14 protein-coding genes are annotated in these 16,328 nt (G+C 73.7%); 8 read left to right on the top strand and 6 right to left on the bottom strand.

Annotated elements, in window-relative coordinates; all coding sequences use genetic code 11:
* Positions 1–30 precede the first annotated feature (30 nt).
* A complete protein-coding gene (locus tag OHQ87_RS15445) occupies positions 31–312 on the bottom strand; it encodes a phosphopantetheine-binding protein (protein ID WP_328338485.1) in 282 nt (93 codons plus the stop codon).
* A 93-nt stretch (positions 313–405) separates the two neighbouring features.
* Positions 406–1,080 carry a 4'-phosphopantetheinyl transferase family protein gene (locus OHQ87_RS15440; protein WP_328338483.1) on the bottom strand — a complete coding sequence of 225 codons (675 nt, stop codon included), beginning with the start codon at positions 1,078–1,080 and terminating at the stop codon, positions 406–408.
* An 89-nt stretch (positions 1,081–1,169) separates the two neighbouring features.
* On the opposite strand from OHQ87_RS15440, the gene OHQ87_RS15435 reads away from it, so the two are divergent.
* Entirely contained in the window at positions 1,170–2,582 is a 1,413-nt protein-coding gene (locus tag OHQ87_RS15435) for a condensation domain-containing protein (protein WP_328338481.1), read from the top strand.
* Positions 2,583–2,696: 114 nt separating this feature from the next.
* Here the strand turns inward: OHQ87_RS15435 and OHQ87_RS15430 are convergent, their stop codons facing one another.
* On the bottom strand, positions 2,697–3,896 hold the full coding sequence (locus OHQ87_RS15430) for a cytochrome P450 (protein ID WP_328338479.1): 1,200 nt from the start codon (positions 3,894–3,896) through the stop codon (positions 2,697–2,699).
* Between the two features lie 70 nt (positions 3,897–3,966).
* Positions 3,967–5,145 carry a nucleotide disphospho-sugar-binding domain-containing protein gene (locus OHQ87_RS15425; RefSeq protein ID WP_328338477.1) on the bottom strand — a complete coding sequence of 393 codons (1,179 nt, stop codon included), beginning with the start codon at positions 5,143–5,145 and terminating at the stop codon, positions 3,967–3,969.
* 197 nt (positions 5,146–5,342) lie between these two features.
* On the opposite strand from OHQ87_RS15425, the gene OHQ87_RS15420 reads away from it, so the two are divergent.
* A complete protein-coding gene (locus OHQ87_RS15420; RefSeq protein ID WP_328338475.1) occupies positions 5,343–6,515 on the top strand; it encodes a cytochrome P450 in 1,173 nt (390 codons plus the stop codon).
* Positions 6,516–6,659: 144 nt separating this feature from the next.
* On the opposite strand, the gene OHQ87_RS15415 is transcribed toward OHQ87_RS15420, so the two are convergent.
* Together OHQ87_RS15415 and OHQ87_RS15410 are read right to left on the bottom strand one after the other, a co-directional pair.
* Complete coding sequence (locus tag OHQ87_RS15415) at positions 6,660–7,703, bottom strand: IS110 family transposase (RefSeq protein ID WP_328338473.1); 1,044 nt, start codon at positions 7,701–7,703, stop codon at positions 6,660–6,662.
* Between the two features lie 254 nt (positions 7,704–7,957).
* Positions 7,958–8,821, bottom strand: coding sequence for a TauD/TfdA dioxygenase family protein (locus tag OHQ87_RS15410; RefSeq protein ID WP_328338471.1), 864 nt, complete (start codon positions 8,819–8,821; stop codon positions 7,958–7,960).
* A 183-nt stretch (positions 8,822–9,004) separates the two neighbouring features.
* Here OHQ87_RS15410 and OHQ87_RS15405 point away from each other — a divergent pair, with 183 nt between their 5' ends.
* From OHQ87_RS15405 to OHQ87_RS15380, 6 genes are all read left to right on the top strand, one after another.
* Positions 9,005–10,045, top strand: coding sequence for a methyltransferase (locus OHQ87_RS15405; RefSeq protein WP_328338469.1), 1,041 nt, complete (start codon positions 9,005–9,007; stop codon positions 10,043–10,045).
* A 216-nt stretch (positions 10,046–10,261) separates the two neighbouring features.
* Positions 10,262–11,281 carry a polyprenyl synthetase family protein gene (locus OHQ87_RS15400; RefSeq protein ID WP_328338467.1) on the top strand — a complete coding sequence of 340 codons (1,020 nt, stop codon included), beginning with the start codon at positions 10,262–10,264 and terminating at the stop codon, positions 11,279–11,281.
* Positions 11,278–12,315, top strand: a complete 1,038-nt coding sequence (locus OHQ87_RS15395; protein WP_328338465.1) for a UbiA family prenyltransferase — start codon at positions 11,278–11,280, stop codon at positions 12,313–12,315. The genes OHQ87_RS15400 and OHQ87_RS15395 overlap by 4 nt, the downstream gene beginning before the upstream one ends.
* Positions 12,312–14,012, top strand: a complete 1,701-nt coding sequence (locus OHQ87_RS15390) for a prenyltransferase/squalene oxidase repeat-containing protein (protein ID WP_328338463.1) — start codon at positions 12,312–12,314, stop codon at positions 14,010–14,012. Before OHQ87_RS15395 ends, OHQ87_RS15390 begins: the two co-directional genes overlap by 4 nt.
* A complete protein-coding gene (locus tag OHQ87_RS15385) occupies positions 14,009–15,292 on the top strand; it encodes an FAD-dependent oxidoreductase (RefSeq protein WP_328338462.1) in 1,284 nt (427 codons plus the stop codon). Before OHQ87_RS15390 ends, OHQ87_RS15385 begins: the two co-directional genes overlap by 4 nt.
* A complete protein-coding gene (locus OHQ87_RS15380) occupies positions 15,289–16,314 on the top strand; it encodes an aminotransferase class I/II-fold pyridoxal phosphate-dependent enzyme (protein ID WP_328338461.1) in 1,026 nt (341 codons plus the stop codon). The genes OHQ87_RS15385 and OHQ87_RS15380 overlap by 4 nt, the downstream gene beginning before the upstream one ends.
* The last annotated feature ends 14 nt before the right edge of the window (positions 16,315–16,328 follow it).

The raw sequence follows: 16,328 nt of genomic DNA, 5'->3' as shown, positions 1-16,328 counted from the left end.
GAAACGCCGGCCAGGCCCCGTCGCGGGCCGTCAGCGGGGGGTGCAGTGCTCGGTGATGTAGTCGGCCAGGTCGCCGACGGTGGTCATCCGGTCCTCGTCGAGGTCTTCCACGTCGATCTGGATCTCCAGCTCGTCCTCCAGCTCGAGCAGCAGCTCGAGCGCGAGGGACGAGCTGAGGCCCAGATCGTCCATGAGCTGGGTCTGCTCGGTGACCGGCGCACCGGGTTTGAGCATCCGGGTCAGCAGCGTGGTCATGCTGTCGACGACCTGCGCACGCAGCTGCGGCGCGGTGACCGTGTCGGGCTCTGTCACTGGACCCTGCGCTCCACCATGGAGTCATCAGAGCAAACCGGATCGGCGGGTGTCAACGGGTGCGCCGATCTTCGTCCGCGGTGCCGATCCGCCTCACCCGACTGGCCCCCGGTAGGACTCGACGACGTACCGTGCCTCACCCGCCAGGGCCACCGCGACCCGGTACCCGGCCGGGGTCACCACGTCGGTGACCCGGTGTACGCCCACGGGGTCACCGCACTCCACCACGTCGCCCTGGTGCACCGGCATCGCCAGATGGGGCCAGAGCCGGTCGCCGGCGGCCTTGACCACCGCCTCCTTGCGCGCCCACAACCTGGCGAACCGGTCGGCCCGGGTCGCCGGGGTGGACCCCGAAGCGACCTGCCGCGCCTCTTCGGCGGCGAAGAACCGGGTGGCCAGGGCCACCGGGTCCAGCCCCGGCGACGGATGCTGGATGTCGACCCCGATCGCCCGGTCACCGCCCACCGCCACCGCGACGAGGTCGGCGGAGTAGGACAGGCTCGTCTGCGGCCCGCCCTCGGGGTCGACCAACGTCGGCTTGCCGTGCCGACCCCGCCGCCAGGTGAGCCGTTCGGGTGGCGCGTCCAGGGCCCGGCCCATCAGGAGGCGCAGCGCGCCGTGCGCCACCGTGAACCGGTCCCGGACGGTCGCCTGGGTGAGCGCCGCCGCCCGGGTCCGCTCCCCGGCGTCGAGCACCGCGCGGTACCGGGCCAACTCGTCCAGGCCCACCCGGGCCGACCCGATCCAGATCCGGACGGTGTCGGGCATGGGCCGTACTCTAGCTCCGTCGTCGCCGGGTCGACGGGCGGCGATTTGTGGCGTTGACACGCGCCGATCCACGTTGCTCTGATTGACCGATGTTCGCGCAGACCGCCGAGGCACAGGTGCTCGTCCCGTTCGCCGGCCCGGGGGCCGGGACCGCGCCGCTGACCTGGGGTCAACTGGCGATCATGCAGGACATGCGGGAGACCGGGTGGACGCACAACGTCAGCGGCGCGCACCCGGTGCCGGCGGGGGTCACCGTGGCGCAGGTGGCGGCGCAGCTCGGCGACCTGATGAGCCGGCATCCGGCGCTGCGGATGCGGCTGGGCACCGACGAGCGGGGCGAACCCTGCCAGGTGGTGTCCGCCGCCGGGGAGATCGCCCTCGACGTGCTCGACGTCCCCGACGACGCCGACCCGGCCGACGTGGCGAAGTTCGCCTACGAACTGGGCCACGCCCGGCTGCTGGCCCACTACGACCTCTACCGGGACTGGTCGGTGCGGATGGCGGTGGTCCGGCACCGGGGCGCCCTGGTGCACCGGGTGCTGACCCTCGACCACCTGGTGGTCGACGGCACCGCGACGGCCCTGCTGATGGCCGACCTCGGGCTGGTCGACCTGGCGGCCCGTCGCAACTACGACCCGCGTACGGTGCAGCTGCTCGACCTCGGCCGGCGGGAACGCACGCCGGCGCTGCAACGGGTCAGCGACCGGGCGGTCCGCCACTGGGAGGCGCACCTGCGCACCATCGCGCCGACGACCTTCGGTGAGGTCACCAACCCGGCCGGACGGCACGGCCGGCGGTTCTGGCACGGCCGGTTCAGCTCACCCGCCGCCTACCTGGCGGTGCAGGCCATCGCCCGACGGACCAGGACGGACACCTCCCGGGTGCTGCTCGCGGTCATCGCCGTGGCGGTCGGCCGCGCCACCGGGGTCAGCCCGTTGACCGCCAAACTCATCGTGGGCAACCGGTTCCGGCCGGGCTTCGCCGAGGCGATCGCCCCGCTGAGCCAGAACGGCGTGCTCACCGTGGACGCCATCGACACCACAGTGGACGAGGTGGTGACCCGGGCCCGGCGCGCCTCGGTCGCCGCCGGGATGTACGCCTACTACGACCCGGAGCAGCTCGCCGAGGCCAGCGCCCGGCTGGACGACGAGCGTGGCCATCCGGCCCGGGTCACCCTGCGGATCAACGACCGGCGGGTGGTGACCCGGCAGGCGGCCGAGGACGCCGCCCGCGCCGGGGAGGTGACCCCGGAGCAGATCCGGCGCAAGGCGGGCGAGACGTTCCTGGTCTGGGACGGCACCCTGGACCACCTGCCCGAGCAGGCGTTCATCACCGTCGAGGACCACCCGGACACCATCTTCCTCCAGGTCATCTTCGACCTGGGCTGTTTCACCGAGGCCCAGGCCGAGGCGCTGCTGCGCGGGGTGGAGGAGGTGGCCGTCGAGGCGGCCTTCGACCCGGCCGCCCCGACCCGGGTCACCCCCGGCCCGGCCACCGGCTGACCGCCGGCTGGCGCGGCGCAGCCCGGCCGGACCGACACCCCGGGCCCGCCAGGGTCACCGGCCGCCGGGTCACCGGCCGCCGGGTCACCGGCCGCCGGGTCACCGGCCGCCGGGTCACCGGCCCCAGGTCACCGGCAGCGACTCCAGGCTGCGGACCACCAGGCCGGGCTTGAACCGCAGCTCCTCCTCGGGCACGGCCAGGCGCAGGCCGGGCAGCCGGCGCAGCAGCGCGCCCAGCGCCTCCTGCAACTCCATCCGGGCCAGCGCCGCGCCGAGGCAGTGGTGCGGGCCCGCACCGAACGCCAGGTGCGGGTTGTCGACCCGGGTCAGGTCGAGGGTGTCCGCCCCGGCGAACACCGACGCGTCACGGTTGGCCGAGGCGATCGCCGGGAGCACCGGGGTGCCCGCCGGCAGGCGTACCCCGCCGAGCTCCACCTCCTCGGTGGTCACCCGGGGCAGCAGTACGCCGTTGTCACCGAGCTGGATGAACCGGGACAGCTCCTCGACCGCGCGGGCCACCGCGACCGGGTCGTCACCACGCAACCCGGCCAGCTGCTCGGGGTGCCGGGCCAGCACCAGCAGGAACAGGTTGAGCTGGTTGGTGGTGGTCTCGTGCCCGCCGACGAAGATGCCGGCGGTGACCGAGACGAGCTCCCGTTCGGTGAGGTCGTCGTGGGTGTCCCAGGCGTTGATCAGCGCGCTCATCAGGTCGTCGCCGGGGTTGCGGCGACGCTCCACGATCATCTCGCCGAACGCGTCCAGGGCGGCCTGCGGGGCCGCCGGGTCGGCGTCCCAGTCACCGACGAGCGCGTCGGACCACTGGCGTACCCGGTCCTGGTCCTGCTCGGGAATGCCGAACAGCTTGCTGATCACGTAGATCGGCAGCGGCGCGGACAGGTGGGGGATCAGGTCGGCCGGCGGGCCCGCCGCCATCATCTCGTCGATCGACCTGTCGACGAGTGCGGCCACCGTCGGGCGCAGCGCCTCCACCCGGCGGACGGTGAACGCGTGCGACACCGCCCGGCGCATCTTCGTGTGCCGGGGCGGGTCCATCCCGATCAGCGAGTCCTCGGCGAGTGAACCCAGCTCCCGGGTCGGGCGGTCCGGGCCGGCAGCGGCGGCCCGGCTGAACCGGAGGTCGGTGAAGACCCGGCGGACGTCCGCGTGCCGGGTGGCGAGATAGGCCGACGCCCCGTCGGGCAGCGCGATGGGCGCCACCGGGCAGGTCTCCCGCAGCCTGGTGTAGTCCGGCGACGGGTGGTAGATCGTGGGCGCCGGAGCGAGCGGATACGGGATGGGCGACGGCTGGGTCATCTGTGACTCCTCAGGGTGGTCCGACAGGGTGGTCCGACAGGCCGGTGGATCAGCTCCGGGTGCGCGTGGATCAGCTCCGGGTGCGCGCGGCGAGGGCCACCAGCGCCGGCACCACCTCGGCGGGGGCGGGCATCGCGTGGACCCGGTCCCGCATCAGCGCCGCGGACTCCCGCCAGTGGCCGTCGCCGATCAGCTCGCCGACCAGCTCGCGGAGGGTGTCGTCGTCGGCCTCCGTCGGGGACAACCAGGTCCCCGCGCCGGTGACCGCCAGCCGCTCGCCGTTGAAGTGCTGGTCGCTGACCTGCGGCAGGATCAGCTGCGGGACCCCGAAGCCGAGCGCCGTCATGGTGCTGCCGGCGCCGCCCTGTTGCACCAGCGCGGCGCAGGTCGGCAGCACCAGCCGCAGCGCCAGCGGGGCGTCGACCAGCCGGACGTTACCCGGCAGCGGGCCGAGCCCGGCCTGCTGGGACCGCTCGACAAGCACCACGACCTCGACGTCCAACCCGGCGACCGCCCGGATGACCCGGGGGAGGCCCAGCCGGTCGTCGAGCCCGACCCCGGCCATCATGGTGCCCGCCGTGACGCAGACCCGGGGCCGGTCCGCCGGGCCGTGCAGCCAGGACGGCAGCACGGCCGGTCCGTTGTACGGGACGAACCGGACCGGCCGACCGGGGCGGGCCGACGGCACCTGCATCGGCGGCGGTACCGGGTCGAGCGTCAGCACGCCGGTGAGGTCCACGTCGGAGGCGGTGAGCCCGAACCGGCCGGCGAGCGGGCCGAGTACCGACTCCGGGTCGAGCCGGAGGGTGACCGAGGAGTCCGGCCCCCACAGGTGCAGCACGCCGGGCACGTCCAGCGCGGCGGCGGCCACCGGGGCGGCGAGGTTGAACGGCTCCCAGACCATCAGGTCCGGTCGCCAGGACCGGCCGAAGTCGACCAGGTCGTCGAGGAGGGCGTCGGCGAACCGGACCACGCCCCCGTCGGCGGTGATCGCCGGTTCGAGCGTGTCGGTCGGCTCCGGGGCGGCGGACACGGCCGGGTCGAGGGCGCCGACCGCACCGATCCGACCCGCGAACGCCTCGGCGAAGTCGAGATCACGGCCCAACGGCACCGCCGCCAGCCCGGCCGAACTGATCGCCGGCACCAGCGAGGGATGGCTGGCCACCCGCACCTCGTGCCCGGCCGCCTGGAGCGCCCAGGCGAGCGGGACCAGGCCGTAGAAATGCGACCGCCAGCCCCACGTGCACAACAGAATCCGTAAAGCCGCAGTCAAGTCCGCCCCATCCGCGCACCAACCGGCAGTCCTGGTGCACAGATGCTAGGCGATGGACGTCCGTACCCGGAAGGTCGCCGGTCGTACCAATGGATATTGACGGCGGCCGTCCCCATGGCCGAGTCTTACCCGGTGCCCGATGTGGACCGCCGACCGGCGGGTGGTGGCCCGTCATGACCGTCGTCTCCGAGCTGCGGGGCTACCCGTTCGAGCCGTTCACCGGTGACCTGCCGGGCGAGCTGCTCGACATGGTGGTGTCCGACCCGGTCAGCCGGGTGCGGTTGCCCGACGGCCGCCCGGCCTGGCTGGTGCTCGGCTACCAGGACTGCTGCACCGTCCTGGCCGATCCCCGGTTCTCCCGGCTCCCACTGGGTGCGACCGGGGCTCCCGACGGTGACGGCCCCCGCGAGCTGAACATGGACGGTCCGGCGCACGCGGTCGTCCGCCGGGTGGCCAGCCGGGCGTTCACCGCCCGTCGCATCGACACCTTCCGCCCCCGGGTGCAGCGGCTCGTCGCCACGCTGATCGACGACCTGCTGGCCGGCCCGCGCCCGGCCGACCTGGTCGCCGCGCTCGTCGCGCCCCTGCCCGTGTACGTGGTCTGCGACGTGTTGGGGGTTCCGGTGGCCGACCGGCCCCGGTTCTACGGGTGGATCGAGGGGCTGAACTCGGTCACCGCGTACGGCTCGGCCGACGCCGCCGTCGCGCAGGCGGAGCTGCGGGAGTACCTGGCCGGGCAGTTGGCGCACAAGCGGGTGACCCCCGGCGACGACCTGCTCTCGGCCTGGGTGATCGGCCGGGACGCGCACGAGCTGGTCGACGCCGAGCTGGTCGAGCTGGCGATGGGGGTGCTGCTCGGCGGGCTGGAGATCAACTCCACGAGCGCCGGGCTGCGCGCGCTGTTCCAACACCCCGAGCAGTTGGCGAAGCTGCGGGCCGACCCGGGGAAGCTGTCCTCGGCGACCGACGAGATCCTCCGTTACACCTCGGTGAGCAGCATGTTCCGGGTCCAGGTGGTGCGCGAGGACCTGACCCTCGGCCCGGTGGCGATGCGCGCCGGGGACTGCGTGATGGCGATCCCGTGGGCGGGCAACCGGGACCCGCGGGTCTTCCCCGACCCCAACGTCTTCGACATCGACCGGGTGCCGGGCACGCCGCACCTCACCTTCGGCTTCGGACCGCACTTCTGCCTGGGCACCGCGCTGGGCCGGATGCAGGTGGAGCTGTCGATCGGCGAACTGCTGCGCCGCCTGCCGGGGCTGACGCCCGCGGTGCCGGTCGAGGAGATCCCGTGGCGGCACGACCGGATGAACGGCGGCATCGCGTCGTTCCCGGTCACCTGGTGACCGGGAAGCCGCTCACCGCCCGCCGACTCCGGCGTTCCGCCGCCGGACGGCTCCGCCGCCGACTCCGGCGTTCCGCCGCCGGACCGGCCGGGAGCCCGCCCCACCGACGCCGCCGCGCCGGCGGGGCGGATGCTCCTATGGATGTCAAGCGGCGAGTTGGAGATCGTTTGAGGTGATGAGCTGGTAGAGCTCGCGGGCGATGTAGCGCTTGAGGCAGCGGATGATCTCTTTCTTGGAGAGGCCTTCCTTGGTGCGGCGTTGCATGTATTCGCGGGTGTGGGGGTCCCAGCGCAGGCGGCAGAGCACGACTCGGTATAGGACGGCGTTGGCCTGGCGGTCGCCGCCGCGGTTGAGGCGGTGCCGGGTGGTCTTGCCGGACGAGGCGGGGATCGGGGCGACACCGCAGAGCATGGCGAAGGCTGCTTCGGAGGCGAGCCGTTCGTGGTTTTCGCCGGCGGTGACCAGCAGTTGGCCGGCGACGTCGGTGCCGACGCCGTTGGCGGCGAGTAGGCCGGGGTTGATGGCGGCCACCAAGGGATCGAGGACCTCGTCCAGGTCGGTGATCTCGGCGGACAGTTGTTGGTGGCGACGGGCCAGGGACCGCAGGGCGATTTTGACGGCGGTTACGGGGGCTGCGGCGTCGGCCGGGTCGAGTCGCATCCTCGCGCAGACGGTGATCAGCTGCTTGACGGTCAGGCCGGGTAGCTGGGCGCGTAGTTCGTCGGGGGCGGTGACGATCAGGGTCTTGATCTGGCGTTGGGTGTCGGCGCGCTGGTCGACGGCGCTGCGCCGGGCCACCCGCAGGTTGCGCAGGGCTTCGACGCGGCCGTCGCGCTGCTTGGGGATCCCGGTCCGGTCGCCGGCCAGGGCGGCCTTGGCCGCTTGGATGGCGTCGATCGGGTCGGACTTGCCCTGGAACCGGCGGGTCTTACGGTCGGGCCGGTCGACCTCAATCACCTCGACCTGCTCGTCGCGCAGCCGGCGGGCCAGACCGGCCCCATAAGCGCCGGTGCCCTCGATCCCGACTCGCCCCAGGCGACCGAAACCGCGCATCCAGGCCAACAACGCGGTGTAGCCGGCCACCGTGGCCGGGAACTGCTGGGTGCCCAACACTCGGCCGACCTGGTCGATCACCGCTGCGGTGTGGGTGTCCAGGTGAGTATCGACGCCGCCGGCGACCTCGATCATGGCGATATCGGGTGTAATAGAGGGCATCGTCGTCCTGTCGTTCGTGACTGGCAGCAGGGCGGCACGCACCAGCCGGGCAACGCGGACAAGACAGAGACGGGGCCTCTAGCCAGGCTCCTATGAAGTCACAACGCCACGTCCAGTGAGTGCACGAGCACCTCCCGACCGAGGCCGACAAATCCCGTTAAGGACCCGAAGTCAGTCAGTAGCTGGGTCAGACCCCGGGCGGGAGGTGCTCACCAACATCATCTCTGTCAGTAGTTGTCCACCGCGTTGACCCGGTCCGGCCAGTAGCGCTGGCCGGGGGCGGCGACGTAGTGGTCCCACCGGGGCGCGTCGCCGGTCGGGTGGTCGCCGAGCACGGTGATCCGCTGCCCGCGCCGTACCCCCTCGTAGTCGTTGATCGCGTAGTGCTGGGTGACCCGGTTGTCCCAGATCGCCACGTCGCCGACCCGCCAGCGGTAGCGGCAGGTGAACTGCGGCCCCTCGGAGAACGCGAACAGGTATTCCAGCAGCGCGTCGCTCTCGTTGCGGCTGAGCTGCGGGATGTGCGAGGTGAACAGCCGGTTGACGTAGAGCGAGCGGCGGCCGGTCTCCGGGTGCACCCGGACCACCGGGTGCTCGGCCCGGCTGGTGAACTCGTTGCCGATCCGGATGACGTGGATGGCGGTCAACCCGTCGAGCAGGTCCCGCAGCGGCGCGGAGAGCGCCTCGTACACCCGGCACTGGTTGGTCCACATGGTGTCGCCGCCGGTCTCGGGGAGCTGGACCAGGTGCAGGATGGAGGCGATCGGCGGGCTCTGGTGGAAGGTCATGTCGGTGTGCCAGACGTCGACCTTCCCGCCGTTCTCGGAGTCGATGACGACGATCTCCGGGTGCCCCTCCAACCGGGGCAGGTACGGGTGCAGCTCGACCTCGCCGAAGCGCCTGCCGAAGGCGACGTGCGCCTGCGGCGTCAACCCGGTCTGGCCGGCGACGAAGACCACCTGATGGGCGAGTAGCAGCCGGTGCAGGTGGGCGAAGCCCTCGTCGGTCAGGGTGTTCAGGTCGATGCCGTGGACCTCGGCGCCCAGGGCGCCCGCGACGAGCCGTACCTCCGGCACGAGGGAAGTGGTCATCGGTGGTTCCTCCGGTCTGGGCGGGGGGCCGTCGGCGCATTCTTCCACGGCGGTGAATGGGTTCTCCACCGTCGATGTTGACGCCGTCGCGCCGACCCTGAGAGCATTCGGGGCCGATGGACGACGGCCAGGGCCCCGGGCGCGACCATTGTGGACGCGGGGTGCGACGGGGAGGCTGTCCGGGTGACGATCGATACCTCGACCGAGAACGACCCGGCCACCCGGCTCGCCCGGCTGACCGACCTGGCCACCCCGTTCGCCGTACGCACGGCGGTGACCCTGCGGGTGCCGGAGCGGATCGCGGCCGGGGTGACCCGCCTCGACGAGCTGGCCACCGCGTGCGACGTCGACCCGGACGCACTGGGCCGGCTGCTGCGCTACCTGGTGCACCGGGGGGTGTTCGTCGAGTCGTCGCCTGACGAGTTCGCGCTGACCGACGTCGGCGAACTGCTCCGCGACCGCGACGGCGGCGGGCACGGCGGCTACCTGGATCTCGACGGTCTGGGGGCACGGATGGACCTCGCCTACACCGGGCTGCCGCACGCCATCCGCACCGGTGGGCCCGGCTACCGGGCGGTGCACGGGCGCGACTTCTGGGCGGATCTCGACGCGCACCCGTCCTACCGGGCCTACTTCGACGCGTTGATGCTCAGCCAGCAGCGGTTCACCGCGCCCCAGGTGGCGGCGCTCTATCCGTGGCACCGGGTCGGCCATGTCGTGGACGTCGCCGGAGGTGCCGGCGGGTTGCTGCGGGAACTGCTCGGCACCCACCCGCACCTGCGGGGCACCCTGGTCGACCGGAGCGAGCCGGTGGCGACGGCGGCCCGGACGTTCGCCGCGCACGGGCTGGCGGACCGGGTCGACACGGTGGTCGGGGACTTCTTCGCCGAGTTGCCGGCCGGCGCCGACGTCTACGTGGTGTCCCGGGCGCTCACCGACTGGAGCGACGCCCACGCGACGGCGATCCTGCGCCGGTGCGCCGAGGCGGCCGGGGGCACCGGTCGGGTGCTGGTGGTGGAGGTGCTGCCGACCGACCCGTACGTGCCGCACCGGTCCCCGTACGACCTCCAGATGCTGGTGCTGGTGGGTGGGCGCGAGCGGGGTGAACCCGAGCACGTGGCGTTGGCCGCGGCGGCGGGCCTGGCGCCGGTCGGGGCCTATCACGGCACCGGTGGACTGACCCTGTTGGAGTTCGCCGCGGATGCCCGATCCGACGGCCGGTGATCAGACGTTCGTACCTAATCTCATCGATCGGTGTGACGCACGGTGAGCAGGTCGGCAGATTTCTCTGCGCATCGACCGATTTGATGGCGAACATGTTCGCGGCATTCGTGTCCCTCCATCGTGGGCCCATTTTTCCCATGGTTGTTCGGGGCGGGGTCGGCAGGTAACGTCTCGCGTGCCGGCTGGGCCGAGCCTTTGCGAAAGGGTCGACACGCTATGACGGTTACTGGTTTCACGCGCTTTCCGCCCTTCATCGACGACCTTGCCCGCAGCGAATCGGGGCGGCTGCTGCACGCGGAACTCGAACGCCGGTGGCCGGAGACGACCGACCCGTTGGTCACGATCGCCCGCTACGCTCTGCTGCCGGCGGGCAAACTGCTCCGGCCGATGATGACGCTGCACGCGGCGGAGGCGGTGGGCGGGTCGCCGTCCGACGTCCTGCCCGCCGCGCTGGGGATGGAATACCTGCACGTCGCCACGCTCGTGCACGACGACATCATCGACGCCGACACGCTGCGGCGGGGCCGCCCCGCAGTGCCTGTCGCCTTCGGGATCCCCGACGCCATCGTCGTGGGTGACCACCTCATCTTCACGGCTTTTCAGTCCATTGTGGAAGCAGGTGCGGCGGCACCTCCCGGGCACGTCGCGGCCGCCGTCGCGGCGTTGGCCGAGGCGGGGCGGGACCTGTGCCGGGGCCAGATGCTCGAAACCCAGCTCGTCGGCGACCTGGACGCGGGCGCCCGGTGGTACCCGGAGATGATCCGGTTGAAGACCGGCGCGTTGTTCCGCGCCGTGTGCCACGTCGGCGCATTGCTCGGTGGTGCCGACCCGCAGGTCGCGGCCGGGCTGGCCCGCTACGGCGAACACCTGGGCATCGCCTTCCAGATCCGCGACGACCTGCTGTCCTACGTGGCCACCCCGGAACAGACAGGTAAGCCGGCGACCAGCGACCTCAACAACGGCCGGCCGACCCTGCCACTGCTGCTCGCCTACGACGCGGCCACCGACGAGTCCCGGGTCGAGCTGATGGCGGTGCTGCACCGGCGGGGGGCCGGCCCGGGTGACGTCGAGTGGGTCGCCGGCCTGCTCGACGAGGTCGACGCGGTGCGGGGTGCCCGTCGGCAGATGGTGGAGCACGCCGAACGGGCACTGGCCGAGCTGGTCGCGCTCACCCCCTCCGCCAGCGCCGACGTGCTCGCCGGCATCGCGCACTGGATGACGAGCGAGGCGGCGTGAGCACGACCGGCGCGGTACGGGCGCTGCGGGCACACGTCGAGACCTGGCGGCCGTACACCCTCTGGTATGTCGGGCTGGTCGGCCTCGCCGGGGCGGCCCTGGCCGACGGCCCGCACCACCCGTGGCTGCTGGCGTCGGCGTGGGCCGCGCCGACCGCCGGCTGGCTCGGCGGCCACTACCTCGGCGACTACTTCGACAGGGAACTCGACGCCGGCAGCAAACCACACCGACCGATCCCGTCCGGCCGGCTGCCCGCCCGCACGGCACTGTGGTGCGGCGGTGCCTGCTTCGCCCTCCTCGCGCTGCTGGCGGTGCTCGGCGGGTGGGGCACCACCTCGGCCGCGCTGCTCGCCGCGTTCGGCATCGTCGCCTACAGCCGCTGGGGCAAGGCGCGCGGTATCGCCGGCAATCTCGTCCGGGGTGCGCTCGGTGCGATCGCGCTGCTCTACGGCGCGCTGACCGTCGGGCTGTCCCCGGACGTCCCCTCGACGGTGCCGGTGCTGCTCGCGTCGACCGTCGTGTTCTGGTCGCACGACACGATGTCCAACCTGGTCGGGGCGTTACGCGACATCGACGGCGACCGGGCCGGCGGCTACCTGACGCTGCCGGTGCGCCGGGGCGTGCCGTTCGCGGTGCACACCGTGCTGGCCCTCGCCGCCGTCACCGTCACCGCCGCGGTCACCGCCGGCCTGCTGGCCGGGCCGGACCGGCGGGTCGGCTACCTGGCGACGCTGGTCGTCGTCGTGGCGCTGGGGGTCGCCGCCCTCGCCCCGCTCGTCGCGCACCGCGCCGGGATGCCCGTCCTGGTGGCGCTGCGGGCACACGCCGTCCTGGTCGTCGAGCGGGTGGTGCTGGCCTCCGCCCTGGTCGGGCTGGGGCTCGGCGTCGGTGTGCAACTGGCGCTGGCCCTGCCGATGGTCGGGTTGACCTGGTGGTCCCAGCACCTGATGCGTGCCCGCCACGAACTCGGCACCGGACGACCGGCGCTGGCCCTGGCCACCCCCCGTCGAGCCGCCCTGGAGGACGTGTCATGACCGCTGTGCCCACCGAGGCCCTCGACCGGGCCATCGCCGACGGCGCGGAGGCGCTGCTGCGTCGGCAGCGCCCCGACGGGGTCTTCGGTGACGACCCGCCGGCCTCGGTGCTGGGCACCGCGGGAACGGTGGCCGCCCTGCACGCCGCCGACCCGGTGGGCAGCGCCGACCTGGTCGACGCCGGCACCGGGTGGCTGCGCCGGCACCAGCACGACGACGGCGGCTGGGGTGGCGTGGTGGGGGCCGACAGCGAGGTCGTCGCCACCGCCGTCGCGGTCGCGGCGCTGGCCCTGACCGCGCCGGCCGCCAGCGCCGAGGCGATCGCCGCTGGCCGCGCCCGGCTGGCCGCGATGGGTGGCGTCGACACGGTGACCGACCCGGCCATCTCACTGCTCTGCCGCCAACTGCTCACCATGGCCGGGATGACCGCCGAGGCCGGCCCCCTGCGCCGGCTGCCGCTGGAGATCGTCCTGTTCGACCGGGTACGCCGGCAGCGGCTGTCGTTCCGTACCGCGCCGTTCATCGGGCTGGCCCTGATGCAGGCGGACCTGCTGCCCACCGGTCGGCTGCGCCGGGCCACCCTGCGTCGGGCCCGCCCGGCGGCGCTGCGGCTGCTGCGCGCGATCTACGACCACGAGGGCCGGACCGGCGCGCTCAGCGAGGACCCGTGGCCCGCCGCCCTGGTCCTGCTCGGCCTGGCCCACTCCGGCGAGGCCCCGGACATCGCGGCGGCCGTGGTGGGCTGGCTGCGCCGCGCGGTCCGCCCCGACGGCGCCTGGGACGCGGTGACCAACCTCGACCTGACCCGCTCCGGGTACGCGGTGACCGGGCTGATCGCCGCCGGCTACGCCGCCGACCCCCGGCTGGGCCCGACCCGGGACTTCTTCCACGCCACGCGGAAGCCGACCGCGTTCACCGTGCTGGACGTGCCGCCGGGCGGGTGGAGCTACTCCAACGTGGGCGGCTGGCCGGTGACGCTGGAGTCCGCCGAGATCCTCTCGGCGCTCGCCGGCTACCCCGACGCCGCCGCCGATCCGGTGCTGCGCAGCGGCCTGGCCTGGCTCGTCGGCCGCCAGGACAGCCGGGGTTCGTGGAGCCTGTGGGTACGCGACACCAAGCTCGCCAACGACGGCCCGTGCCCCGCCATCACCAGCCAGGCCGTGCTCGCCCTGCACGAGGCCGGCCACCCCGACGACCACCCGGCGATCGCCGCCGCAGCGGCCTGGCTGCTGACCGCCGCGCGCCCCGACGGCAGCTACGAGAACCTCTGGTACCGCGACCACACCTCCGGCACGGCCGTGGTGGTGGCGGCGCTGTCCCGGGTCGGCCACGCCCGGCACGACGTGGTCCGCCGGGCGGTCCGCTGGCTGCGCGACACCCAACTGCCGGACGGGTCGTGGGGGCCGGGTGACGGCACCGCCGGGTCGGTGGAGGAGACCGGCTGGGCCGTCCAGGGGCTGCTGGCCACCGGCGACCCAGGGCACGCCGACGCGATCGACCGGGGGGTCGGCTGGCTGCTTGCCGCCGCCGGGCCGGACGGTGGTTGGCCGCCCACCCGGGTCTGCAACTACATCCGCCACCACCTGCGCTACCCCAACGCGGTGATCACCCAGGCGGTCGCGCTGCGGGCGCTCGGGGAGTACCGGCGTACCGTCGCGGGACGGGCGGGCGTCACACCCGGCGCGGTCGTCCGATGAGCGCCGACGTCGTCGTGGTGGGCGCCGGGGCGGGCGGCCTGGCCGCCGCCCGCGCGCTCGGCGCACGGGGGCTGCGGGTGCTGGTGCTCGACCGGCAACGCCGGCCCGCGTCCATCGCGAAGGGCGAAATCCTCCAACCCGAGACGGTACGCATCCTCGACGGCTGGGGCCTGCTCGACGCCCTGCGGGCCACCGGCGCGTGCCCGGTCGACCAACTGGCCATCCGCGACCCGCAGGGCCGACCGCTGCTCGCCCTCGACTACCGCACCCTGCCGGGGCGGCACCGGCAGATCCTCTGCGCCGACTACGGCGACCTGCGTGCCGTGCTCGCCGACGGGCTGCCCGCCACCGTCGAGATGCGCTGGGGGCAGCGGGTCACCGGCCCGCTGCGCGCCGCCGACGGCCGGGTGACCGGCGTCCGGGTCACCGGCGGCGACGGCGAGCAGGAGATCCGGGCGGCGCTGGTGGTCGCCGCCGACGGGATGTCATCGCCGCTGCGCAAGGCGGCCGGCATCGACGTCGACCGGCAGGAGTACCCGCACGGTCTGGTCGCCTTCGACGTGGCAGGGGTCGAGGTGGCCGACGAGGTGTCGGCCTACCGCACCGAACGGGGACTGTGCCTGGTCTACCCGCTGCCCGGCGGGCGCTGCCGGCTCTACGTCCAGGTGACCCCGGACGAGTTCCGCGGACGCACCGCCGCCGACCTGGCCGGCTGGTGCGACAGGCTGCTCGCCGAGGTGCCCGCGATCCGGCCGCTGGGGACGGCGCTGCGGGCCCACCTGGACCGACGGCAACTCCTGGCGGTCTACCGGCTGCGGGCGGCCCGGCTGGCCGTGCCGGGGCTCGCCCTCGTCGGCGAGGCCGCCCACGCGGTGCACCCGATGGCGGCGCAGGGCGTCAACAGCTCACTCGCCGACGCCGAGACCCTGGCGGCGACCCTCACCGTCGCCCGGGGGCGCCCCGACGACGCCGGGGTGGACCGGGCGCTGCGGGACTACGACGCCGCGCGCCGGCCCCACCTCGACCACGTCGCCACGGTCAGCCACAGCGCGGCCCGCATGCTCACCAGCGTGTCGGGGCTGCCCCGGCTGCTCGGGGGGCGGATGATGCGGCGCACCGCGGCCAACCCCCGGCTGCTCGCGCTCACCGCCGGCAACCTGTCCGGCACGACCGTCCGCCCGCTGTCCCCGGTCGACCGGATGTACCAGCTCGGGCTGCTCGTCGACCGGCACGCCCACCAACCCGTCCCGCCGGCCCCGCAACGAAGTGAGCGACGATGACCAGTGCGACCACCGTGGGCACCTACCCGCCGGCCGACCTGTCGATGAACGAGACGCCGTACCCGCCGCTGCCGAGCATCCGGCGGATCGTCGAGGACGCGGCCGGTGCCCTCCAGCGGTATCCGGACCGCACCTCCGCCGCCCTGGTGGGCGCGTTGGCGGCCCGGCTGGGCGTGGGGCCGGAGTCGATCCTCGTCGGGCCCGGTTCGGCCGGGCTGTGCCAGCACCTCGTGCAGTCCCTCGGGCCGCGCCCGGAGGTGGTCCGCCCGGCGCTGTCCTTCGAGGGCTACCCGCTGATCATCCGCAACGTCGGGGCCCGGGACGTGCCCGTACCGATGGACGGGTACCGCCACGACCTGTCCGCGATGGCCGCCGCGGTGACCGACGAGACCCGGTGCGTGCTGCTGTGCAACCCCAACAATCCGACCGGGGCGGCGCTGCGCCGCGACGAGGTCGAGGAGTTCCTGGGCCGGATTCCGGCCGACGTGCCGGTGATCGTCGACGAGGCGTACCGGGAGTTCGTCACCGATCCGCAGGTGCCCGACGGGATGGAGCTGTACCGCGCCCACGACAACGTCTGCGTCCTGCGGACCTTCTCCAAGGCGTACGGGCTGGCCGCGCTGCGGATCGGCTATGCGGTGGTGCCACCCCGGCTGATGCCGTCGGCCGCGATGACGGGTGCGGTGTTCTTCCCGAACAGCCTGGCCCAGGCGGCGGCGGTGGCGAGCCTGGACGAGGCGGTCACCCCCGAGCTGACCCGGCGGTGCGCCGAGCTGGCGGCGTCGCGTACCCGGCTGGTCGACGAGCTGCGCGGCCTCGGCCTCACCGTGGCCCCCAGCGAGGCGAACTTCGTCTGGCTACCGCTGGGGGAGCGGGCGGTCCCGTTCGCCGAGCGGGCCCGGGAGGCGGGCATCCTGGTGATGGCGCTCCCCGGCGCGGGGGTACGGATCACCGTCGGCACGGACGAGGCGAACGCGCGGCTGTGCGCCGTCGTCCGTACCGCCCTGGCTACCGGACTCTGACGGGCCGGTAGGGG

The organism is Micromonospora sp. NBC_00421, from assembly GCF_036017915.1.
Classification (GTDB): Bacteria; Actinomycetota; Actinomycetes; order Mycobacteriales; family Micromonosporaceae; genus Micromonospora.
The sequence above is the reverse complement of the archived record's forward strand: the minus strand, read 5'-3'. Positions and strand labels throughout refer to the sequence as shown.